The organism is Verrucomicrobiota bacterium (genome assembly GCA_037139415.1).
Taxonomy (GTDB): Bacteria; Verrucomicrobiota; Verrucomicrobiia; order Limisphaerales; family Fontisphaeraceae; genus JBAXGN01.
In genome coordinates, this window is the sequence record JBAXGN010000019.1 from 32582 (window position 1) to 54916 (window position 22335).

The window sequence follows — 22335 nt, forward strand, 5'->3', positions numbered from 1 at the left end:
TTAACTTCCCTTCATCCGTTCCCTCCGCCATACTGTCCGAGGATAATGGCAAACACAAAAAATGACCTACGGTACCAGCGCCGCAAACGCCAGTTGGCGACGGTGGTGTTATTGGTTGGGTTGGCCTTGGTTTTTCTGGGGGCGATGGAAGTGGTGGCCCGGTTGATGGGGCGCCAGCCATATCAGGCCTTTCCCGCTAAAATCTCCGTCGAGCCCGGCAGCCAGCTTTTCCGGACGCATCCCAAGCTTGGTTATACCCATCTACCCGGAAAGTTTACCGTCAACTTGCCCAGTGGACATTCCTTCGCGGTGACCCATTTGACCAATACGCTGCGCGCCACCCACCCGGCGGATTGGCCATTGGTGAATCGCCCGGCCATCTGGGTGATGGGGGGATCGTACGTCTATGGCTGGTCGCTGAATGACGCGGAGACGATGCCCTGGCAGTTACAGCAGCGCTTGGCCGGGTATGAAGTCCACAATTTTGGTATCAACGGTTATGGTACGCTGCATTCGCTCCTGCAATTTCGTGAATTTCTTCCGCAAATGCCCAAGCCGGCTTGCGTGGTGGTGGACTACGCCTATTTCGACGATGAATGCAATACGTTGTTGCGTCAGCGTTGCAAGGAGGTGGCGATTTACAGCACGCTGGGGCCAACCACGCAACCATGGGCACGGCTGAACAAGGCGGGGGCGGTGGATATTTTCCTGACGCCGCAGGAATATCAGCCCTGGCCAGGGCAAGGGCGTTCCGCGCTAATCAACGTTTTTGAAGATCGTTACTGCCAGTGGGAGGACCGCTGGGTGCATAGCCAGTGGGTCAGCGTGGCCCTGCTGAAACAATTCGCTGCCGAATGCAAAAAACAAGGCATCAAATTTGTGGTCGCGGGCATCACGCCCGGCCACGACAACGGGGTGGTACTCCGGGCGTGTGCGATGGCCCAGATTCACACCGTGGATATTTCCGTAAACCTTTCTGCGGCGGGTAGCCGCAATGTGCCGCACAGCGATCATCCCAGCGCGCGCACCCAAGCGGAATACGCGCGCAAACTCGGCGATTACCTGTGTGCTGAGGTATTCAAAGCCCAACCGTGAAACGCAGATGGGCACCGGCAGCCGCATGAAAACGATTCCAGCCATCGTATTGGCTTGGATGTTACTCGGGATCCAGGCGGCGGAGGTGTGCGCCAACGATTACTATAAAAACCCGCAGGCCAGGAAGGTGGCGGATGCCATTCTGGATGCTTATGGCGGCGTGGGGAATATTCTAAAAACCACCCGTTTAAAGACGGTCATCAGCCTGGTGCGTGGCACCAACCAGGCGCAGATGGTCTGCTACCAAACCAAAGACAAACTCCGCCTGGACAGCGATCCCCCGGCGACCCCCAGCCAGATTTGGGACGGCACCCAAGCCGTACTCGTGGAAAACGGGGTGGCGAAGCCCGCGCCGGAGGCCGTCAAAACACAACTTGTCCGGTTGCAAACCGAAGGCGTGGGCCAGCAGGATTTAGTGCGTCGTTTTTTGAACGAAAGAAACTGGTTGAAATACCAAGGCCTGGCGGCCTACGACCATCGTCCCCATTACCTGTTTGAATCCCATAACGCCCAAGGCGCGGTCGTCCGCCATTATTTTGATCAGCAGACCGCGCTCGAACGCGTGGAGGTGACCTTGGGGAAGGCCGGCGTGGAAAGTCGTGAATTCGTGGCGCACACCAGGTTTAAGGACGTGCTCTATCCGTCCAGAATCGTGTTGCGCGACAGCCAGGCCCGGGTGACCGGCCAGATGGAAATTCTGAAACTATCCGACGATTTTGACGATTCAGTTTTTACTCCGGGAACCGGGAAATAGCGGCGAACGAACCCCAACCGCCCCGCTTGAAATAGCGGGCCGGCCAAGCCGTTAAACCAAACTGGTGGGAGCAGGGTTATACGCGGGCAGAGTTGGTTTGGAGGCCACGCCACTATTCAGGCTGGTGCCCAAACCAGCCACTGAGGCAAACACAATCAAATCCCCGGTCAGCGACCCAAAGATGGTCAGAAAGAAGACGAATTTGCTGAGAAAAAAGGCGAACAAAAACGCGTTGATGTTTTTGATGTCCGGATCGCCATACTTAAAGTTCCGGTATAGCATCCACAGGGAGGCGCCACTGAACCAAAGGAAGGTGAAGGCACCAAATATTCCGAGGGGAATGAGCACGGACAGCGGCCCATTATGAAAATCGCCGTTGACTAGCGAAATCTCGTAGCCACTGGCAAAACCGCGTTTCGCCGACTCTTGCATCAGGTATTGTTCCGTTGGGTCAATCCCGAAACCTTTGCCAATGATCATGTATTGCGGCACTTGTGGCCATAATAATTTCCACATGTTCAACCGCCAGTCTTTGGAATCCTCAGCGTCCCACTTCGCCTCCGGGAGCACCTCCAAGCCCGGGACCACCGTCAAAGTTCGTTGCATGGCCAGCGGCAATTTGGTGGCGTTGGGAACGATAAAAATCGCCCCGACGGTCAGGGTTAAAATTAACATGGGAAAAACAGCTTTCCGGTGCAACCCGCCAATGAAAAATAAAATGCTTAGAATCAGCGTCAGAAAGACCAGCGTGCCGCGAAATCCGCCGGTAAGCGAGAGCCCCAGGGCGAGGAGGAACAACATCAGGCGCCAGGGTTTCTTGATATCCAGCACCCCTTCAATTCCACAGAAAACCAGGAGCAGAAAGATACTATTTACCCCGAAGGCCATGATCCCGCTCCAACGCACAATGCCGCCTGCCACATTTTGCTCCGCCGCCACTTGAAAACCAATGGAATCGGCCGAGAGAAAGGAGAACACCCAGTAGAATGAGGGTCCCAAAAGGTACGCAATATTTGCGATAAACGAAGCGGCGGCGGGCACCAGCCAGAGGCACATATACAAAAGCGCCTTGTCTTTTGGGATGGCTTTGCTGGCCAGCACAAAATAGATGAATACGGCCGCAAACGCGTAGTAATATCGTTTGCCCCCCATCACCGCGCTTCCGGTCACCCGGAAACCCAATCCGCCAGTCAACTGTGACGTAACCATCGTTACAATGATGAAAAAGACCAACGCCCAGGAGATGGCCGGCACATGCAAAGAGGTGGGCAATTTGACCAGCGAACGATTTAAGAACGTAATCACCACGCCGCAGATCGCCATGACCATCCATAGGTTTAACTGGCCGGGCAAAAAATTAAACACGACGGGCGTGGAGAGGCTGACCACCAACAACGGATGATAATGACGGATCATAACCGGCAACGCCATTACGCCAACGAGCCCGGAAAGCAGCAGAATGCTGCCATAGGAGTCTGGATTGGCCAAAGTATAGCCGACCACGAGCGACACACTAATCACCACCAGGATGATTAGCACGCGCTTGGGCAAAGTGAACGAAGCAAGCATGACGCCTTAAAATACCGGCCGCCGGGTGGATAATACCAATACCCGTGCGCTCCGCCGGCCTGCTTCAGGGCGGGGCGGCGCTGGCTCCAGCAACGGGATTATGGCTTGGCGCCACGGTTTGCCACCGGCCAGCATGGGCATAAAAACACCCATCACCGGTGGTTGCGCCAAGCAACCCGGCAACTCATTCGACTTTATCATAAACGACAACCCAAAGTGTACTGTGGCAACGCCAAAGCGCAAGCGTTCGTTAAATCATTTTTTGTTTGAACACTGTACCCGCAATCGGTGTCCTACTCCCATGCGTCGCTTGAAGCCAGTGTTCATGGTGTGCTGGGCCGCCCTGTGGCTGGTCGGTGCGATGCATTGTCCAATGGAGGCGCTGGGCCTGCTGCCCAACGATTTCTGCTGCTGCACCTCTCCCAGTGCGCTGGCGGATTCCAACGGACCGGCGAAGTCAGGTTGTTCGCATGAGGCGTCCGCCCTCCAGTTGGGCACCCGTCCCGGGGAAACACCGCCGCTGTTGCTGCCAGCCACCCTAGTTGAGCCCGGTTTCCCGGTCTTGATGCGGCCAACAGCGCTGCTGGTCATCAAACTGGCGAACCCAGCGAATGCGCCTGCTTGGCGGTCGCAAAACTGGCAATTTCGCTGGCGAACCGCGCTGGCTCCGCGCGCGCCATCCCCCCTCGCCTAGCTCCGTCTGCGTGCCCGTCCATTTTGCCTGACGAATTACCCCTGGTGTAATCCGTTCCCAAGTTGGGCTGGTCTTCAGCCGGTGTCTCATTTCCCGTTTGGTTTTCCGCCTTTGGTGGCCACCAACCTGATTCGATTACCCATTAACCAAGAACTTTTGAACCCGATTTATGAAATGCCCAATCTGCACCGATACCGACCTGGTCATGACCGAACGACAAGGGGTGGAAATTGATTACTGTCCGAAATGCCGCGGCGTCTGGCTGGACCGCGGAGAATTGGACAAGATCATCGAACGCTCACTGCCCAGCCAAACGGCCCAACCGGGGGCCGTGCCGCCGTCAGCCGCCCTGTATGGCGCCGGATATCCGCCCGTCCATCATGGCGACCATCACGGTCACCATGGCTACTACCGAAAGAAATCGTGGCTGGGAGAGTTATTCGATTAACCGCATAAATCAAGGAAGCCCTAAATGGCAACGCCTTCCACTCCGGCAAGAAACCGTCCCCTAACGCGACGAAGCTGACGAACCCCAAACTTGGTTTACGCACCCTCACTAAATGAGCCACCATGTCTACCTTCCGCCGGAAATGGACGAGGCCGTCCGCGCGTTTATCCGAAAACACAAACGCGGGCTGCGCTGGGGATGCCTGGCGGCCGCACTGCTGGCCTTGCTGCTGGGCGGCGTGTCCGTCTGGGCCCTTTATCGTGGCGCCGGTCGCGTGAAGGACTGGATGGTGGGGAAAGCGCCACCCATCCGGTTGCCAGTCCAGTGGGAAAAAAAACTTGGTGACACCGCCTTGGCGCAACTGCGCGGCCAGTTTCGCTTCGTCACCAACCCGCAGGTGATTGATCCCCTTAACCGCCTTGCTGCCCCGTTGTTTGCCGGGCTCACCAACTCCGCCGACCGGTTCACCCTGTTCGTCACCGAGTCGAAGGAGGTCAACGCGCTCGCGCTGCCCGGCGGCTACATCGCATTCCATCGCGGATTGCTCGAGCGGGCGCGAACGGCGGAGGAAATCCAAGGCGTGCTGGCCCATGAAATGGCCCATGTGGAGTTGCGGCATGGCGTGTTGCAGTTGGCGCAAAACCTTGGCCTGGACCTGGTCATCCAACAACTTCAGGGCGGCGAGAACGGGATGCTTGACGCGCTCCTCCGCAACAGCGGCCAGTTGCTCGGCCTGAAGTTCAGCCGTGACCATGAGCGCGCCGCCGATGACCGGGGCTGGGTTTTGTTGGAACAGACCGGGATTAATCCCCAAGGCATGGCGGACTTCTTTGCCGGACTGAACGCGGCAAGGGAAGGGGTCGCCGCTCCGCCGAGCCCGTTACTGAGCACCCACCCAGCGCCCCAGGAACGCCTGGACCGGCTGCGCCAGAAGGCGGCGGCGCTGGGACCGCGCGAGTTCCGGTCCTTCACCCAGGAATTCAAGGCCCTGCAAACCGGCCTGGGCATCACCCTGGAGCGGCCATGATGGGCCGATGGCGGTGGAAAACTTAATTTGGATTTAAAACATGAAATCAGCAACCCACACTCAATTCAGCGCGGCATTGGAAGTTCCGTGTCTGGTCCAGGCCGCGGCCAATGAACTGGCAAAAAATCAATCCGTGGAGGCCATCGCCATCAAGGCGGTGGAGGGCAAAATCTCCGTCGCCACCCTTGGTCGGTCGGCCGATCCCGGGGTCGCCGAGCGCATCCAGCAATCGCTGGCCGGGGTTCAGGATGCCCACTCGCCGCCCCGCTGCCGGCTCCTCCAGGCAGAGCCGGGGTGCGCGCCCTGTGAGCATTCCATGGAGCCGATTCGTCAACAGGGCTTCGCTGTAACGGAAACCGCCGGTGCGGTCACCGTGGCGCGTGTCCGCTGTCCCACCGCGCCGAAGCTCTGGCGTTGGCGCGACTTTCCGCTGCCAAAAATTGTGCCCCGCCAAGTCAGTCTTCCCGAGGAAGAATCCGAGCTGGACGAATGGAAAGCCCAGGCGGTGGCGGCGGGATTATGCGCCGGCTTCGGTCTGGCGGCTTACTTCGCACCGCCATCGTGGTGGTCGGTGCCGTTGTTCATGCTGGCGTTTTTTGCGGGTGGCTGGTTCGCCGCCCGCGAAGCCTTTGCCCGGCTCCGTACTTGGACGCTGGATGTCCACTTTCTCATGCTTGCGGTGGCGGCGGGCAGCGCGGCGGTGGGCGCTTGGGCAGAAGGGGCCATGCTGCTCTTCCTGTTTTCAACCTCGGGGGCCTTGGAGCAGTACGCCATGGGGCGGACCCAGCGGGAAATCCGCTCCCTCTTTCGCACGGCGCCCAAGGTGGCCACGCTCGTGGATGCCGAGGGTCAGGAGCGCGAAGTCGCGGTGGACGAACTGCGAACCGGGCAGCGGCTGTTGGTCAAACCGGGCGCGCAATTTCCGGTGGACGCTGAAATTGTCAAAGGTAAAACCGCCAGTGATGAATCCAATCTCACCGGCGAAGCGACGCCGGTGGAGAAAACGCTGGGCGACACCGTGCTCGCGGGCACCATCAATCTCTGGGGCGTTGTGGAAATCCTGGTCCTCCGGCCGGCCCAGGAAAGTTCGCTGCACAAAGTCATCCGGCTCATTCATGAGGCCCAGCATCTCAAAGCCCCGGCTCAGCGGTTCACGGACAAATTCGGCACCGGTTACACCTACGCCATCCTCGGGCTGGCGCTGGGAATGTTCTTTTTCTGGTGGCTGGTGATGAATTTGCCGCCGTTCACTTCCACGGATACGGTCCGCAGCGCGTTTTACCGCGCCATGACCCTGCTCGTCGTCGCCTCGCCGTGTGCGCTGGTGCTCTCCATACCCTCGGCGGTGCTGGCGGCCATCGCCTGGGGGGCCAAGCGCGGCATCCTCTTTCGCGGGGGCGCGGCGGTGGAAAAACTTTCCGAAGTCAGCGTGGTGGCCCTCGATAAAACCGGCACACTCACGACGGGCGAACTGCAGGTGGAAACCGTGGAAAGTTTCCCGCCGGGACGCGAGGCCGAAATCGCCCGGCTGGCTTTTTCCATCGAACGCCTCTCCACGCATCCGCTGGCCCGGGCCATTACCCGGCATGGCAAACAGCAGCGTTTGGTTCCGGTTGAATTCGATCACTTCGAGTCGGTGACGGGCCTGGGCATCCAAGCCGATCTTGGCCCACGGAAAATCTTCCTGGGGCGCCGTGAGTGGCTGGCGGAGGTTTTGAAACAGGATTCCCGTTGGGCCGTGTTGACCGAGAGCGTCACCACCGCCCAACCGGGCCTCTCCGAAGTGTGGGTGGGCGATGGCGATTTGCTCGGCCGGCTGCTGCTGCGTGACGACATCCGTCCGCAGTCCGGCCCGGTGCTCGAAACGTTGCGAAAGTTGGGCGTGCATTGCGTCGTCTTGACCGGCGACCGGCCCGCCTCGGCCCAGGCCTTGCAGCGCAAGCTTGGTTTGTCCGATGTCCGCGCCGAACTGAAACCGGAACAGAAGGTGGAAGCGATTCGCGGTTTCATGGCCGAGGGCAAACGGGTGGCCATGGTGGGCGATGGGGTAAATGACGCACCCAGTCTGGCGGTTGCCCATGTGGGCGTGGCGATGGGGGCGCGCGGCGCGGATGCCGCCCTGGAGCAGGCGAAAATCGTGCTGATGCACGACCGGTTGGAAAACTTCGTGGCCGCGTTTCGGCTGAGCCAGAACGCCCGGCGGGTCATCCGCCAAAACCTGTTCGTCTCGCTCGGAACGGTGGCTGTGCTCGTCGGCTTCGCCATCTTTGGGAAAATCCCGCTCACCGTTGGCGTGCTGGGCCATGAAGGGAGCACGGTGATCGTCGTCCTGAACAGTCTCCGGTTGCTGTTTATGAAGGTGGAAACAACCCCGCTGACAACCAGCAAACCAGCGGAAAATGAAGTATGAACACAACCTTCCATAAAGAATCCACACCCCGCGGCGGGTTTGCCTCTGGCACGTTCCTCATTTGGGATCTCCCCACCCGTCTGTTTCACTGGCTGCTCACCGCAGGCTTCATCGCCGCCGCCCTGCTGGCGTTCTTGAGCGGTGAAAAAAGCCGCCTGTTCCCTTACCACGCCGTTATCGGGCTTGCGCTCACGCTGTTGGTGGTGCTCCGCATGATCTGGGGGCTCATGGGCACACGGTACGCCCGCTTCACCGCCTTTCTCTTCGGACCGCGCGCCGTCCTGGTTTACCTGAAGGAAGCCTTCACCGGTGGCGGCTTGCGGCACCTCGGGCATACCCCGGGTTCCGCCTATGCCATCTTCGCGATGCTCGCGCTGATGCTGGGGATCTCCATCACCGGGATCCTGTTGTCCCGAGGACACGAGGCATTCAAAGAGGCTCACGAAGTGATGTCCTTCGCCATGATTGCGGTCGTTGTGGCTCACGTGATCGGCGTGGCCTTCCACTCGATCCGCCACCGCGAGAACATCACCCTGAGCATGGTCAACGGGCGGAAGGTGTGTGACCCCGCGCACGGGATCGCGGCGGCCCGTCCCATTGTCGCTATTGTATTCCTCGGGTTGCTCAGCGCATGGACGTTCGGGGTGGTGAAAAACTACGACGCAACCACCAAAACCACCACGCTCCCGCTCTTCGGCGCCAGCCTGCAGCTTGGCGAAAGCGGAACCACTGGGAAGCAAGGGAAACATCCAGGCGGGCACGAGCGAAAGCAGGACCACGATTGACCGCATTAATTGCTTCACAGGATGGAACCACCATCCTAGCATTAGCTCATGCGATTCTTGCATCTAAAATTGCTCTGCCCGCTCATGGTAGTCATCGGTTTGGCTGCCGGCAGCGGCATCGCCGCTACCGCCAATTTCGATCACGCAAAGCCGGGCGAATTTCCCGCCGGCTGGATGGCTTGGCTCGCCGGTGCGGGTGAGTCGAAATGGTCGGTGCAGCAGGATGACACCGCTCCCAGCCGCCCCAACGTGCTCAAACAATCCGGCTGGACGCCTAAACCCAGTTTCCCGCTCTGCGTCAACACCAACGCCACGCTCCAAGACGGTTTCGTAGAGGTGAAGTTCAAGCCTGTGAGCGGCACCAACGACCAGGCCGCCGGGCTGGTTTGGCGTTGCCAGGACGCGGAGAATTACTACGTGGCGCGTGCCAACGCGCTGGAAGACAATGTCGTGCTGTACAAAGTCGCGCAGGGGCGGCGCAAGGCCCTCGACATCGTGGGCCGAACCGGCGGCTATGGCGTGAATGCAAAGGTGCCAGCGCAAACCTGGAGCACGCTGCGCGTTCATTTCGCTGGAAACCGCTTCACGGTCCTTTTGAATGGCAAGGAACTCTTTGCGGTTGAGGACGCCACTTTCCCAAACGTCGGCCTGGTGGGCCTCTGGACCAAGGCCGACAGCGTTGTCCTCTTTGATGATTTCCAGTATGGGGAAGCTCCCCGATAACGGGTTGCTTCCGATCACACATGCTTATGGAAAAACACTCCCCATGAAAAGAAACATCCTGACCAAGCCAATGCCCTTTTTGGCTTTTGCCCTCATGCTCGGCCTGTGCGTCGGTTGGGCCGGCTGCGGCAAGCGCCCGACTCCGCCACCAGCGGCGACCAAGCTGCGGGTGCTCTGTGGCAGTTCCATGGCCGCGCCCGTGCAGGAACTCGTCAAGCAATTCGCCGCCGCCCATCCGGCGCAACCCGAGTTGGACCTGGGCGGTTCGGAGACCCTGTTGCCAAAAATTCTCGCGGGAACGCGCGCCGACCTCTTCGTCTGTCATGACCCGTTCGAGGAAAAACTGAAAGCCGCGGGGCGGTGGACCAACACAGTGGTGGTGGGCTACCTTGAACCGGTGCTGGCGGTTCGCCCCGGCAATCCCAAAGGCATTCGCGGTCTCGCTGATCTGGCCAAACCGGGCCTGAAAATCGGCCTCGGCGATCCGCGCTACTCCACCTGTGGCGAATTGTTCGTCAACGCGCTCCGCGCGCGGGGGCTTCAGGACCGAGTGCTGGCCAATGTCATGCTTCAAGCGCGCAGTCATGCCGAGGTGGCCAATGGTTTGGTGGTTGGACCGCTGGATGCGGTGGTGGTGTGGAACTTTGTCGTCGGCTTGTATCCGGGCAAACTGGAAGTCGTCCCGACCGGTATCACGTATCCGGCCACCCGCGTCACCGTGATTGGGTTGACGAGTAGTGATAATCCCGCACTTCGCGACGCCTTCCTCGCTTGGTGCCGGCAGTCCATGGTTCAGGAAACGTTTCGCCGTTACGGTTATACACGCGAAAAGGAGTAACGCTCTCTTAATCACCAGTGTACCTTTTCAACCAAAGATAAACATGAAAACCACCCTGACCGTTCTCATCACCACCGCGCTCTATGCCACCCTCCGCTATAACATCTTCAAAGGCGTCGCCTGGAGTGAATGGCCGGTGTACGTGCTGAACAAGGTGTTCGCGCTCTCCGCCCTCTTGCTCCTCATGCTTTACGCCCTCCAAGCCCGCCGCAACCAGGACGCAACCGCCGAACGATTGCTGCCTGCGGCCTGGCTGCTCATGCTGCTCCATGCAGGGCTTTCGCTCGTCATCCTGACGCCCTCCTATTACCCGAAATATTTCCAGGTCGGCAAACTCACCTGGCAGGGCGCGTGGTCCATGATGCTGGGCGTGGCGGCGGCCGTGTGGCTGCACCAGGTTTGCCGGGCCTGCGGACTCAAGCAAGCCAAGGGCCTACTCATGAAAATGGGCGTCCTCGCCTTCCTCTCCGGGGTGCATGCCATGCTGCTTGGCTACGCCGGTTGGTTTCAACCTTCGACGTGGCCGGGGCACCTGATTCCCATCACCCTCATCTCGTTCGCGGCGGGCGCGGTGGCGCTGGCCGCCGCCCTCTGGCCGCAAAACAAAACCCGCCCGGCGGTGGTTTGCTGATCCCGGACCATTTTCAATATGGGATGTATTCCCAACTGTTTTGCCTCGGTCCTTTTGGCGGAACTCTACGCCAAGGGCTCGCTCAGCTTTGGCGCCCTGGTGTCTGGTTTGTGCGCGGGCGGTGGACTCGGCATGCGGTCCTGTTCAAGGAGAACCCGTCTTTCAAAGACACGCTGCGCCTTATCGGGCTGCTGCTGGCGATCAGCATTGTGTCCGGCATTATCATACAGATTACCGGATTTCTCTGAGGAAAGTGGGGCTGGACGCCGAAACCGCGGAGCGGTAGGGTACGTGTGTTAAAAGAAAATAAACGAACGAATAAAAATAACGGATCAAATTTTTTATGAAACCGGGAAAACCAATGATTAAAATGTGTTATGCGGTCCAACCAATGGGGGCCACTTCTCCCAACCTCACGCCATGAAGAGTCTGCTCGCCATGATCGTTGGTGGCAAGGTCCTCGCCACCTTTCTGTTGTTCGCGGCCGCCGCCGTTCTGGTGCTGGTCGTGATTCCGGTCGGGTTGGGCATTTTCTCCCTTGAACTGGAGCGCCTCAAACGTGGGTTGCGTCGCGCGTTGGCATTCTTGTCGCACGCTAAGCCACGATGAAATTCCCTCGCCATTTGCTGGATAATAACCGCACCTGGGCCAACCGGATTCGAACCGAAGATCCAGCGTTCTTTCAGAACCTGTCCCGCCAGCAGGCACCGCAGTATTTTTGGATTGGCTGTAGCGACAGCCGTGTGCCGGCCAACCAAATCACCGGGTTGCTGCCCGGCGAGATGTTCGTTCATCGCAACGTCGCCAATGTGGTTCCGCCGGCTGATCTCAATTGCCTTTCGGCCTTGCAATTTGCCGTGGACGTACTCCAAGTACGGCACGTCATTGTGTGCGGCCACTACGGTTGCGCGGGCGTGCGAGCCGTGTTGAATGGCGACCGGCTTGGGTTGGTGGATAACTGGCTTCAGAACGTGGCGGACGTACGCCAAAAGCACGCGTCGCAATTGGATGCCTTGACGGAGGCGGGGCGGCAATTTGACCGGCTTTGCGAACTTAATGTCATTGAGCAGGTGGCTAACGTATGCGCAACTACCAGTGTTCAGGACGCCTGGGCACGCGGGCAACCGCTGGCCGTGATCGGGTGGATTTACGCCGTAAGCGATGGCCTGTTGCGTGACCTCGGCCTGTGCATCACTGGCCGTCAAGAGCTTATGCCCGCCTACCAATCAGCAATTGGCGGACACCGGCTTCTGCCGCCCCAATCAGTGGCATCAGCGGCGCTGACCGATCGCCGGTAACTCCTGCCGGTCATTTCTCTTGTTGTCACCCTCTGCGAATATCAGGCATAATCGCTGCATGTCATCCTATCTATTTCGCGTTTGGGTCGTGGCCGGTTTGCTGATTACGGGCTTGCTTGCGACCGGATTACGAGCGGCCCCGCTGCCCGATCTGGCCATTCAACTCGGCACCAACAATCAAGGCGTCGGGCTTGAGGTTCCGTCCGAAGGCGATGGGGCGAATGTACCCATCGTAATCCAAGGGCACCCGGCGCGGCGCATCCAGGGCGGGCGCGCATTGTACCTTTACGTCAAAATCAAACATCCCGCATACACCAAGGGCCCGGTGGACGCTTATGTGACGGTGGAGTTTTTCGATGATACGCTGGGCAAGATCGGGTTGCAGTATGACAAGGAGGCCCCGGAACCAACGACCAGCACCAAATACACCGGCGCCGGGCAATCCGTCATCCTCACCGGGTCGGGGCAATGGCGTACGGGCTACTTTTTCCTGCCAGCGTTGCGGTTGGGGCATGGGCAGAATAACGGCGCGGATTTTCGGTTATCCTCCGGGGGGCTGGCGGTGCGGCGGATCGCGGTATCGCCGAATAAGCCCGCCGGGTTTGACCCGGATGCGCCGATAGATCCCGAGTCGTTGCGGCATCTGGCGGTGAAGCGTCCGGCGGGTATGGAGGTGACGTTTGGCAATGATGCTACCCCGGGTGAGGCGGCCCTGTTCAAGGCACTGACGGTTTCCAGCGTGGAGAGTTATGTGGATTGGGCGGGCGTAGAGCCGCGCGAGAACACCTGGGATTGGAGCAAGTGGGACAAGCAGGTGGCCACGTTGAAAGCGGCCGGGCTCAAGTGGGTGCCGTTTATTCTCGCCGGGCCGGCATACGCCACACCGCTGTGGTTTCAATCGGGGCCGGACTCGCAGTATTACCGCTGCCTGGAGCACGGCAAGGACAGCAAGGTCCAGAGTATTTTCAACTCGCGTTGGCGTCCGCACGTCGAACGGTTCATCAAGGCGCTGGCGGATCGCTACCGCGATGGCGGCGTGATTGAATCGTTGCTGCTGGGCATCACGGGGATTTATGGCGAAAGCATTTACCCCGCCGGGCCGGAGGGCGGCTGGACCGCCCGGCTGACCGGGGATTACCACAATCATCAGGGTTGGTGGGCCGGGGACGTCCATGCCAGCGCCGCGTTTCGCGAGGCCATGCGCAAACGGTATGGGAACATCGCGGCCTTGAACCAGGCGTGGAAAACCAGTCACCCCGCGTTTGACCAGGTGGCGACGTTCCTGCCGGACAAAGCACCCTCGGATCGGGCGCGTGCGGATTTCGTGGAATGGTACCAGGCAGCCATGACGGAGTGGTCCGTGTTCTGGGTGAAAACCACCCGCAAATATTTCCCGAAAACGGAAATCTACCTGTGTACCGGCGGGAATGGGGACCCGATCTTGGGCGCGGATTTCACCGCGCAGACCGCCGCCATCGCCGGCGAGGAGGCGGGGGTGCGCATCACCAACGAGGGCAGCGATTATGCGCACAATTTTGCCATCACGCGCGAGGTGGCCACGGCCACGCGCCTGTACAAGACCTTTTGTGGATTTGAGCCCGCCTCGCACGTGAGCGAGACCGGGGTGGTCGCCCGCATTTACAACGCCACCGCCTCCGGCGCGCGCCAGTTGCACTACTACGAGAACAACGTGTTGAGCACGCCGCTGGCCATGCAGAACTTCCGCACCAACGTCGGCTGGATCGTCCTCCGGCAACCTCGCTTGGACACGGCCATTTACGTGCCGCGTGAATCGTGGGCGCTGGAGCGTGTGTCACTGCAACGCTTTTACGAACTCGCGCCGTTCTTGCGCGATGTCACCGACCTGGATTTCCTGACGCGCCGTACCGTGAACGATGGCTTTTTACGCGGCTGTCGCATGCTGATCCTGCCGCCTTGCCCCGTGTTGGAACCCGATGTGGCGGAGAAAATCGCCGCCTGGGTACGGCAGGGAGGAACACTGGTGGCGATCACCAGCGGGGATGGGGAATTGGGTGCGCGCCTGTATGACTTGGAAACGTGGCGCAGTCAGCTATTTGTCGCCGCCCCGGCGATCCGCTCGGCCTTGTTGAAACCGGCACTCGCAGGAACCGCGCCAGCCCACTGGCAACTCGAATTGGGCCGGAACGATGATGGTCAATGGTTATTCGGCGACTGGCAGGGCCAGGAAATGGGGCGCGAATGGCAGCAAATTCCGGATGCCCGCAAGCGTTGGACGGGTTCGCGTCCGGGCGTGCTGCTGCCCACCGTGAGCGGTGCTGCCTACACCCTGCGGCTGGCGGCCTCGGTGCCGCGATACGTGACCGCCAAGGGACCGGTGCAGGTGTACGTGAACGGGCAACTGGTCGGCCAGATTGAGAAGGAGGGTCAAAAAGAGTTTACGTTTGCCGTGGGTGCGAGCGTGGTGGGCACCGAACCATTGGCCCGTTTGGAGTTGAGCCTGAACACGTGGAAACCCTCTGCGCTTGGGCAAGGCACGGACAATCGCGATCTCGGCATCGCAGTGCGCCAGATTTCCTGGGTGCGGGCGGGTGCGGAAACTCAGCCAGCGGGGAAAGCGCAGCTCAAGCAGGTGCTGGACCTGAATGGCTTGGCGGCCTTGACGCGCAAGGTGGGCAGTGGCCAAACGATTCTGCTTTCCGGCAGCGCGGGAGAGCGCGATCTGGTGGCGCGGGTGGTGGCACACTGCCTACCCAATTGCCCGGATGGCAAGGTGGATGGCCGATATAGGACGCTGACCGCGGAAGGCGAGTTGTGGTATGACGCCAAAGCAGGGAAAATCCAGAGCCGGTAACGGGTAGTGCATGAGCACAGCGGGTATGGATAGTCGGAACAACCGCCTGAAGGCGGAACTCCGCGCCTGAAATCAGTCGCGCGTCATGCTGCGCAGGTGGTCTTCCACTTTTTGACGCCAGACCTCGCGCTCCGTTTCCGGCAGGTCACGCGGGACACTAATGGGTTTGCCCACCTCGATATTGCAACAGGCAAAAGGCCATGGAATCTGGAAGCGGTCCCAACTTTTCGCCTGCCATTTCCAGTTCAAGTGATAGACCACTGGGATAATCGGCCGTCCGGTCAATTGCGCCAGCGCAATCACCCCTTCCTGCACATGATAACACGGCCCGCGCGGGCCGTCCGGGGTGACGGCCAGATCGAGGCCCTGTTTGGCATACGAGGTCATTTCCAGCAGCGCCTGCGGCCCGCGTCGGCTGCTCGACCCGCGCACCGGTTGCACGCGGAACAACTCCAGCACCCGCGCCAGCAGACCGCCATCCCGGGAGGCGCTGACAAGTGCGGCCATGCGGCGCTCCGGTTGCCGGCGTTGCACATAAATCCGGTACAGTTCCAGGCATAACCCCAGCCGGTTATGCCAGATGCAAAAGAGCAGCGGCTCCGGATGCGCGTCGGGATTGGTAAAACACTGACTGCGGTCATGGATGCGGAACCGGATGGTGAAACTCAGGCATTTGATGACCAGCCAGATCAGCCGCGCCGCCAGCCGCCCGTGCCATTTGGCTTGCTGCGGCACGATGATGCGGGCGGGGCGACGTTTGGTTTCGGTGGCGGGCGGTTGTTCCATGAGCGCGGATGCTGAATCGAAATTATTTCCCCTTTTTCAAACTCGCCCGCACCAGGTCTTCCACCGGGGCTTGCGGTCCCAGCAGTGCCTGCACGCCCCGCACCGTATCAAACGCCTCGGCCTGTTTGTAGCCCAGTTGCACCAGCGCAGCCACCGCGTCGGAGAGATGTTTATCGGTGGCGGAGAGGGTTCGCTGATCGCTGCTGGCCTCCCACGCGGCGGACGGCCCGACTTTGTCGCGCAGTTCCACCACGATGCGTTCGGCGGTCTTTTTGCCCACGCCGGAAATTTGCGAGAGCGCTTTGATATCGCTGTTGGCCACTGCGCCGCGAAAGGTGGTCACCGTCATGCCGCTCAGGACGCTGAGGGCCATCTTGGGACCTATCCCGCTGACGGTGTTGATGAGCAGCCGGAACAAATCCCGTTCCGCCGTGCTCATGAAGCCATACAGCAAATGGGCATCCTCGCGCACAACCAGGTGCGTGAGCAGTTTCACCTCGCTGCCCGGCGCGGGCAGCCGGTCGAATGACGACAGCGGGATCAGCACCTCATAACCCACGCCGTGGACGTCCACAGTCACCTGTGTGGGCAGGGACTCGACCAATTTACCGTGAAGGAAGGTAATCATAGTTTAAATTTGTTTCGGCGTGTTCAGGCTGAAACGCCCGGTTTCCTGCGCGTAGGTGAGCGCCAGCGCCAGCGCGTCGGCGGCATCGGGTGCCGGGAGCGCCTCCAGGCGCAGCAGCCGCTGCACCATTTTAGCGACGGCTAATTTCTGTGCCCCGCCATGCCCGACCATCGCCTGCTTCACTTTGCGCGTCGCCAGCTCATAGATTTCCAGCCCGGCTTCGGCCATGACCGCCATGCCCGCCCCCCGCGCCTCTCCCATCACGATGGCCGTCTTCAAATTCTGGGCAAAAAACAACCCCTCCACCGCACAGACCGTGGGATGATGCTGTTGAATGATGTCGCGCAGACGTTGCATGATCTGCAGTAGGCAGCGCGAATGCGGCCAGTCACTCGGGCAGGTGATGGTGCCGTGCGCCAAGGCCACAGGATGCGGCTGGCTCATCCGGACGACTCCATAGCCGGTCCCGCGTAACGACGGGTCCACGCCCAAGATCACTTGGTTGCTCGCCCGCGCGGGCATCCGGGCGGCTGGGGTGGCGGCGAGCACGGGCTCGGCCACGCGCCGCTTGCCGCTGACCCGCCGCTCCAGTTCTGCCAATTGTTTCGGGGTAATGGCCACGCCCCCAGTGTGCCAAACTGCCGCCATAAGCAAAGGATTTTTACGGAAGGAATTCCGCGCTCCATCAGGGCCGGCTTCCCACCAGCACGCATCGGAATCCGGCATTCGCTCCCCGCAGCGATTGCGTGCCGGGCGTGCGAGCGGCGGACAGGAGGTGGTTGGGGACGACGCTGTCCCAAGCACCCCCGCGCAAGACCCGGAAACCGCTTTGCCCGTCAAAAAAATCCTCACACCATTCACACACGTTGCCACTGAGGTCGTATAACCCGAATTGGTTGGTTTTGAAACTGCCTACCGGGGCGGTGGTCGCAAACCCATCGTCATAGCCTTTGATGATGGGCCAGTCGCTGAACTTACGTTTGGCGCTAACATCTGCGTAATTTCCCGCCCCATACGGCGGTGGCCAGCCAGTGCCCCACGGATAAACATCTTTCAATTTGCCATCCTTGTCCTTGGGCGTGGCACCCCGTTCGCGCTCGCCAAGGCCGATGGCATAACTCCACTCGGCGTCCGTGGGCAACCGGTATTCTTGCCCGGCCTCCAGGATGCCCTCGCGCGTTTCTTTTTCCGTAAGCCATCGGCAGAAGGCCTTGGCATCATCCCAACTCACCATCGTCACCGGATGGTTGGTGCCGTTGCTGACCAGCGTGCCTTCAAATTCCACCTTGCGCCAGGAATCATCCACGCCCGGCATGGCGCCGGCGTAGGCGCGATAATCCATGACCCGCGTTTCCCAGATGCAACCAATCACCTTGGTGCCCGGCACAGGCACGAACGCCATGCCCAGCGTGTTGGTCCATGAGCGGTTGGCTCTGGGGAAAGGGCTCGCGGCATCCAGTTCCCCTTTTAGCGCTTTGGCCATGGGATCAGCCACGTCCATTTGCGCCGCCGTCTCTGCCAGGCGATACGCCTCCGCCCATTGTTTCCGGGCTGCCGCCAGCCGCGCTTTTTCCAGCGTGCTGGCAAACAATGCCCGCTTTTCAAAACTGGCTTTCAGGTTCTTGGCCTCGGCGTGATCCGGCTGCAACTCGATCACCACGTTAATTTGTTTCAACGCCTCGGCCCACTGACCGGATTGCGCGGCCAATCGCGCCGCCGTCAGGGCTTTCTCCAACGCTTGTTTTACGCCCGCCGCCGTCTGGCGGCCCAAGTCCTCGGCGACCGTCTGGTTGGTCCATCCGGACGCACTGGCTTTTTGCAAGTGCCGACCCACCGCTTGGTAATCGCCTTGGGCCAGGGCGGCTTCCGCCGCCTTGACTGCGGAGGAATACGTAGTTTGTTTTTCGGTCCATTCAATCTCCTGGGCCAGGGTTCCGGTGTCGCGTCCGGGGGGTGCCTGCAATGTCTCTGCCCGGTGAAGTGCTTGGCGCGCCTCATTGAATTGGCCGGCTTTTAGCGCCTGCCGACAATCTGCGAGCGCGGCGTCAAATTTTGCGGTCCATTCGCTGGTGATATTGGCCACGACCGTTTTTGCATCGGCTCCGGTTTCCCCGCCCAATACCAGCGCGGCTCGCGCCCGCTGCATCGCCGCCTGATACCGGCCTTGTTGGAATGCCGTTTTGGCATCCGCCAGGGTTCGCTCATACTGGCCTTGTTTATCCCTCGAAACGATGGCGTTACTCAATTGCAGGGCCGCCTGGGGATTTTTCCATTGAAGTTGCAGCGCCTTTTGCACGGACACCATGGCCTTTGTATAATCAGTTTGCCCGAACTGTTTGTTTGCTTCGGCCAGACTGGTGTCGAAAGCGCTTTGTCGGCGCGTCATTTCCTCGATCTCCCCTTTGAATTTGGTCACGGCGGCGGTGTCCCGCCAGCGCAGCACACGCGCGCGCCCAAGCGTTCCCAGCGCCCGCTCAAAGTCATTGGCCTCATACTGGTTGCGCGCCTCGGCCATCAAGGCCGTGAACTTGCCTTTTTGCAGGGATTGATCCAGCCCATAACCCACCACCGCAAGCACCACGACCAAGGCCGTCATGCCGATGACGCGAAGCCGGGTTTTACGGAGATGCCGGGCGCAGGCTTCGGTTATCTGGGAAATCCGCTCTCGGCGTTCGGCCGGGACGGCGTCATCCCACTGGTCCGCCCCGGTCTGCTGGATGAGCGACTGGGTCGCCTGCCAGTGCTGGGCGGCAAACTCCCGCTGGATGATTTCTTCAATGGGCTGCGTCCAGGCCTCGCAGATGGGTGGCAGGGCGAGTTCCCATTGATTGCCAAAAGCGCGCAAATCAATTTTCAATTGGGCAAACTCTTCCGGCAAGCCACCCAGGTTTTGCGCCCCAAGCCGTTCCTGTATCCGCTGGCTGACCTGCGCCATCCAACGTTCCAAAACCTGCTCTTGCAGGTCCGTCACCGTCTCGGCCATCCCTTGGATTTCAGCGAGCTTGGCCGCCGCCGCCCGGTGGTGGCCTTGTTCGAGTAATTGGCGGGCGTGGCGCCTGGCCATCGCCACCTCGGCCTTCTGCCGCAGCGCTTGGCGGCTTAGCGATTGGCCGCCGACTACCCGCGTTGCCTCGTCTAATAAACGGATCGCCAGCTCCGGGTTATGGCCGCCCACGGCGTGGTACAGACTTAGCCTCGGTCCCGGGCGCGGCGTCTCGGTTAGGGCGGCGGCGGCGTATTCTTCCAGGCGCAACGCCCAGGCGGATTCGACGTCTCCGCACAGTTTGCGATGGCGCGTGGCCGCCAGGCCGGGGACCTGTTTCAATTGGTCACAAATTCCCAGCGCCCGGCTGAAATAGGCGGCCAGTATCTGGCGGAATTCTTCGCCGGCTGCCCCTGCCAATTGCAAATCGCTTTTCCGAACGCAGGCGAACGCCTCGGTTTCGATCTTTCGCGCCCACGCTTCCAGGATTTCCCCGTGCAACTGCTGATGTGCGGGTGCCAACTTCCCCGCCAGTTTCTGGATTTCCTCGAGTTGCTGTTGCGCGGCTTCAAATTGACCTTTGGCCAGCAGTTGGCGGGCTTGGAACTCATGGCGTCCCGCCCAGGCATCCAGCACCTGCTGCCGCATCAGGTGGACGCGCTCCGTCGCGATCTGCGGCACTTGGTTGATTTCCTCACAGGTTTGCTGCGCCAATTCAAAGGCTCCTTGGTTCACCAAACTATGCACCTTGGTTTCGATGGTTTGCGCCCACCTCTCCGGCAACTGTTGTCGCAGGCGTTCCTCGGTTTCTCCCAGGTTCGTGGCGAACTCCCGCAGTTCCTCCAGTTTGGCCATCGCCTCCGGGTACTGCCCATTATCTGCCAGCTTGCGGACCTCCTTGCCCAACTCCTGTTTCCGGCTCTCCGCCGCGCCCGCCTCCTGTTGCAGTTGGGCCGCCGCCTTCACCAGCGTCCGGCCATGCTCGCCCCGGGGTTGGAATTTCAACTCGCGGGTCAGTTCCCACTCCTTCTCCACCCGCGCCCATTTCTTTTCCCCAAAGTACCGCCGCATGCCTTCCAAGGCGCTGCGCAACCGCTCGAACGCCTGCACATCCGTGCCGCAACTGGTGCAAAACTTGATCCGGCGCGGCCCTTCCTTGCCGCATTCCGGGCAGGGCATCATCAACCCTGCCCCGCAACCCTCGCAATATTTTGCGTCCAGCGCGTTAATGGTGCCGCAGGAGAGGCAGCGGTTTTCATTATCCGCTACCGCGGGACTCTTGCCGGCGGGCTTCACTATGGTCCGCTCGTCCAAATCCTTGATCAGATCTTCGGCGCTGAAATATCGGTCTTCCGGGTTGTTTTTGATGCACCGCAGAATCACCCGTGCCAGCCAGGGTTCCGGGATGGCCTCCTGGTCCACATTATCCGGTGGCTCGCCGGTCACCAATTCATACAGCGTCTTGCCCAGCGCATAAATATCCGCCGTGTGATTTACCGTCTTGGCATTGCGCCGCTGCTCCGGCGGCATGTACCATGGCGTTCCCATGCCGTAACCGGTCAGCGACAAATCACTGTCGGTCCCCACGCGGGCCAGCCCGAAATCCACAATTTTGGGCACCAATTGGCCCTCTTCTGTGGCCAATAAAATGTTTCCCGGCTTGATATCGCGATGCACCAGATTCTTGCGGTGGGCGAACGCCAGCCCGCGCGCCACCCCTTTCACCAATTCCACCGCCTCGTCCACCGGCAGCTTGCCATGCCGTGCGCGCAGATGTTCCCGCAGACTGCCGCCGCCCACGTATTCCATGACCACGTACCCGCCTTCAGCATCCTGCTCATGGTCAAACACCGTGACGATGTTTCGATGGCTTAAGCCCGCGATGGCCTGGGCTTCCCGGGCGAACCGTTCCAAGGTTTGCTTGGCGTGGGTGCCTTCGCTTTTGCCGATGTGCAGCCGCTTAATGGCCACGAACCGGCCCAACTTCTTGTCCCGTGCCTTGTGGACCACGGCAAACCCGCCCCGGCCAATCTCCTCCAGTAACTCGTACCGTTCGCCAAAGGCGACTCCACTTGCCACCGGCTCCGCCCCGCCGGCGATCAAACTCGACTTCTCGATAAAGGATTGCCCGGGTGTCTCCGGTCGTGAAGGCTTTTCAAGAAATGAGGCGGCCGGGGTCGGAACCGGCGCGGTCCCGTCCTCCTGCCCCGCGTTGCGGGCCGGGACACGTGTGCCGCACTCCAGGCAAAACTTGGCGTTTGCCGGAATCGCCGCCTGACATTTTAGGCAATGCTGCATCCAAGGATATTCAACGGTCAAAGAATGTAAAAAGCCGGGTTGAGTTTCAATCAAAATTCACGCCGACTTCGCTGTCCCCAGGGCTGCCTCAAGCTCGGTTTGGTTCACGCTGGAAGCGGTGGCTGGAAGCGGTGGCTCGGGTGTTCCCAGTGCAGCGGAATCACCCGGAAGAAAGTGAAGCGATTATGCCTGTTCCCTCAGCCGGATAATGAACTCCTCTCCCCGAGGGAGAGGAAACAGGTGAGGAGGTACGGAACCACAGACCCTGGCCCACCTCGTAGTATTCGTAACGCACCAACGCGCTGGATGCAGCCCCGCGCAGCCCCCGGGGCTTTCAGCGTTCGCGCTTTTAGCCTGTGTCGCTGTGTGAGGTTCCAACTCCTGACTCCAGGCTCCTGTCTTCTTCAGTGATATTTTTCTGCCCGAAAATATTTTTGCAAAAGTTGGCTTCGGCCCTCGGACTTGGCATCTTCTGGTCCTAATTTTTTTGGTGCAGCCTTCGATCTTTGACAGGCCAGCGGGTGCAAGTCCCGCC

Annotated in this window: 18 protein-coding genes; 13 read left to right on the plus strand and 5 right to left on the minus strand. The window is 60.3% G+C overall.

The genetic code is table 11. The features are described from left to right. The first annotated feature begins 45 nt into the window (after positions 1–45). Together WCO56_05315 and WCO56_05320 are read left to right on the plus strand one after the other, a co-directional pair. Positions 46–1095, plus strand: coding sequence for an SGNH/GDSL hydrolase family protein (locus tag WCO56_05315; protein MEI7728965.1), 1050 nt, complete (start codon positions 46–48; stop codon positions 1093–1095). A gap of 25 nt (positions 1096–1120) precedes the next feature. Further along, positions 1121–1849, plus strand: a complete 729-nt coding sequence (locus tag WCO56_05320) for a hypothetical protein (GenBank protein ID MEI7728966.1) — start codon at positions 1121–1123, stop codon at positions 1847–1849. 51 nt (positions 1850–1900) lie between these two features. On the opposite strand, the gene WCO56_05325 is transcribed toward WCO56_05320, so the two are convergent. Continuing rightward, positions 1901–3418: an O-antigen ligase family protein gene (locus WCO56_05325; protein ID MEI7728967.1), complete on the minus strand. Its 1518-nt coding sequence runs from the start codon at positions 3416–3418 to the stop codon at positions 1901–1903. A gap of 301 nt (positions 3419–3719) precedes the next feature. Here WCO56_05325 and WCO56_05330 point away from each other — a divergent pair, with 301 nt between their 5' ends. The 11 genes from WCO56_05330 to WCO56_05380 all read left to right on the plus strand — a co-directional run bounded on the left by WCO56_05330 (position 3720) and on the right by WCO56_05380 (position 15105). Further along, positions 3720–4112 (plus strand): hypothetical protein, encoded by a 393-nt coding sequence (locus WCO56_05330; GenBank protein MEI7728968.1) that lies wholly within the window; start codon positions 3720–3722, stop codon positions 4110–4112. Positions 4113–4281: 169 nt separating this feature from the next. Next, entirely contained in the window at positions 4282–4560 is a 279-nt protein-coding gene (locus tag WCO56_05335) for a zf-TFIIB domain-containing protein (protein ID MEI7728969.1), read from the plus strand. 112 nt (positions 4561–4672) lie between these two features. Then, positions 4673–5587, plus strand: coding sequence for a M48 family metallopeptidase (locus WCO56_05340; GenBank protein MEI7728970.1), 915 nt, complete (start codon positions 4673–4675; stop codon positions 5585–5587). A 40-nt stretch (positions 5588–5627) separates the two neighbouring features. Then, positions 5628–7997 (plus strand): heavy metal translocating P-type ATPase, encoded by a 2370-nt coding sequence (locus WCO56_05345; protein ID MEI7728971.1) that lies wholly within the window; start codon positions 5628–5630, stop codon positions 7995–7997. Further along, entirely contained in the window at positions 7994–8782 is a 789-nt protein-coding gene (locus tag WCO56_05350; GenBank protein MEI7728972.1) for a cytochrome b/b6 domain-containing protein, read from the plus strand. The genes WCO56_05345 and WCO56_05350 overlap by 4 nt, the downstream gene beginning before the upstream one ends. 48 nt (positions 8783–8830) lie before the next feature. Beyond that, complete coding sequence (locus WCO56_05355) at positions 8831–9505, plus strand: family 16 glycoside hydrolase (GenBank protein MEI7728973.1); 675 nt, start codon at positions 8831–8833, stop codon at positions 9503–9505. A 43-nt stretch (positions 9506–9548) separates the two neighbouring features. Next, the gene (locus WCO56_05360; protein ID MEI7728974.1) at positions 9549–10343 is read left to right on the plus strand and encodes a substrate-binding domain-containing protein; all 795 of its coding nucleotides are present in this window, start codon (positions 9549–9551) and stop codon (positions 10341–10343) included. A gap of 43 nt (positions 10344–10386) precedes the next feature. Continuing rightward, entirely contained in the window at positions 10387–10974 is a 588-nt protein-coding gene (locus tag WCO56_05365) for a hypothetical protein (GenBank protein ID MEI7728975.1), read from the plus strand. 420 nt (positions 10975–11394) lie between these two features. Then, entirely contained in the window at positions 11395–11583 is a 189-nt protein-coding gene (locus WCO56_05370) for a hypothetical protein (GenBank protein MEI7728976.1), read from the plus strand. Beyond that, positions 11580–12272 carry a carbonate dehydratase gene (can, locus tag WCO56_05375; protein MEI7728977.1) on the plus strand — a complete coding sequence of 231 codons (693 nt, stop codon included), beginning with the start codon at positions 11580–11582 and terminating at the stop codon, positions 12270–12272. Before WCO56_05370 ends, can begins: the two co-directional genes overlap by 4 nt. Before the next feature lie 58 nt (positions 12273–12330). Then, the gene (locus WCO56_05380; GenBank protein MEI7728978.1) at positions 12331–15105 is read left to right on the plus strand and encodes an alpha-amylase family protein; all 2775 of its coding nucleotides are present in this window, start codon (positions 12331–12333) and stop codon (positions 15103–15105) included. A gap of 72 nt (positions 15106–15177) precedes the next feature. On the opposite strand, the gene WCO56_05385 is transcribed toward WCO56_05380, so the two are convergent. From WCO56_05385 to WCO56_05400, 4 genes are read right to left on the minus strand one after another with little or no spacing between them, the layout of a single operon-like run. Beyond that, positions 15178–15891 carry a lysophospholipid acyltransferase family protein gene (locus WCO56_05385; protein ID MEI7728979.1) on the minus strand — a complete coding sequence of 238 codons (714 nt, stop codon included), beginning with the start codon at positions 15889–15891 and terminating at the stop codon, positions 15178–15180. Between the two features lie 22 nt (positions 15892–15913). Then, positions 15914–16519, minus strand: coding sequence for a Holliday junction branch migration protein RuvA (gene ruvA / locus WCO56_05390; GenBank protein MEI7728980.1), 606 nt, complete (start codon positions 16517–16519; stop codon positions 15914–15916). Positions 16520–16522: 3 nt separating this feature from the next. Continuing rightward, positions 16523–17167 carry a crossover junction endodeoxyribonuclease RuvC gene (ruvC, locus tag WCO56_05395; protein ID MEI7728981.1) on the minus strand — a complete coding sequence of 215 codons (645 nt, stop codon included), beginning with the start codon at positions 17165–17167 and terminating at the stop codon, positions 16523–16525. 37 nt (positions 17168–17204) lie between these two features. Beyond that, complete coding sequence (locus tag WCO56_05400) at positions 17205–21800, minus strand: protein kinase (protein MEI7728982.1); 4596 nt, start codon at positions 21798–21800, stop codon at positions 17205–17207. Between the last annotated feature and the right edge of the window lie 535 nt (positions 21801–22335).

Excerpts from the sequence above, each read along its gene's own strand:
- WCO56_05315 (MEI7728965.1), top strand. The coding sequence starts at position 46 with ATGGCAAACACAAAAAATGACCTACGGTACCAGCGCCGCAAACGCCAG.
- WCO56_05320 (MEI7728966.1), top strand. The coding sequence starts at position 1,121 with ATGAAAACGATTCCAGCCATCGTATTGGCTTGGATGTTACTCGGGATC.
- WCO56_05325 (MEI7728967.1), bottom strand. The coding sequence starts at position 3,418 with ATGCTTGCTTCGTTCACTTTGCCCAAGCGCGTGCTAATCATCCTGGTG.
- WCO56_05330 (MEI7728968.1), top strand. The coding sequence starts at position 3,720 with ATGCGTCGCTTGAAGCCAGTGTTCATGGTGTGCTGGGCCGCCCTGTGG.
- WCO56_05335 (MEI7728969.1), top strand. The coding sequence starts at position 4,282 with ATGAAATGCCCAATCTGCACCGATACCGACCTGGTCATGACCGAACGA.
- WCO56_05340 (MEI7728970.1), top strand. The coding sequence starts at position 4,673 with ATGAGCCACCATGTCTACCTTCCGCCGGAAATGGACGAGGCCGTCCGC.
- WCO56_05345 (MEI7728971.1), top strand. The coding sequence starts at position 5,628 with ATGAAATCAGCAACCCACACTCAATTCAGCGCGGCATTGGAAGTTCCG.
- WCO56_05350 (MEI7728972.1), top strand. The coding sequence starts at position 7,994 with ATGAACACAACCTTCCATAAAGAATCCACACCCCGCGGCGGGTTTGCC.
- WCO56_05355 (MEI7728973.1), top strand. The coding sequence starts at position 8,831 with ATGCGATTCTTGCATCTAAAATTGCTCTGCCCGCTCATGGTAGTCATC.
- WCO56_05360 (MEI7728974.1), top strand. The coding sequence starts at position 9,549 with ATGAAAAGAAACATCCTGACCAAGCCAATGCCCTTTTTGGCTTTTGCC.
- WCO56_05365 (MEI7728975.1), top strand. The coding sequence starts at position 10,387 with ATGAAAACCACCCTGACCGTTCTCATCACCACCGCGCTCTATGCCACC.
- WCO56_05370 (MEI7728976.1), top strand. The coding sequence starts at position 11,395 with ATGAAGAGTCTGCTCGCCATGATCGTTGGTGGCAAGGTCCTCGCCACC.
- can (MEI7728977.1), top strand. The coding sequence starts at position 11,580 with ATGAAATTCCCTCGCCATTTGCTGGATAATAACCGCACCTGGGCCAAC.
- WCO56_05380 (MEI7728978.1), top strand. The coding sequence starts at position 12,331 with ATGTCATCCTATCTATTTCGCGTTTGGGTCGTGGCCGGTTTGCTGATT.
- WCO56_05385 (MEI7728979.1), bottom strand. The coding sequence starts at position 15,891 with ATGGAACAACCGCCCGCCACCGAAACCAAACGTCGCCCCGCCCGCATC.
- ruvA (MEI7728980.1), bottom strand. The coding sequence starts at position 16,519 with ATGATTACCTTCCTTCACGGTAAATTGGTCGAGTCCCTGCCCACACAG.
- ruvC (MEI7728981.1), bottom strand. The coding sequence starts at position 17,167 with ATGGCGGCAGTTTGGCACACTGGGGGCGTGGCCATTACCCCGAAACAA.
- WCO56_05400 (MEI7728982.1), bottom strand. The coding sequence starts at position 21,800 with ATGCAGCATTGCCTAAAATGTCAGGCGGCGATTCCGGCAAACGCCAAG.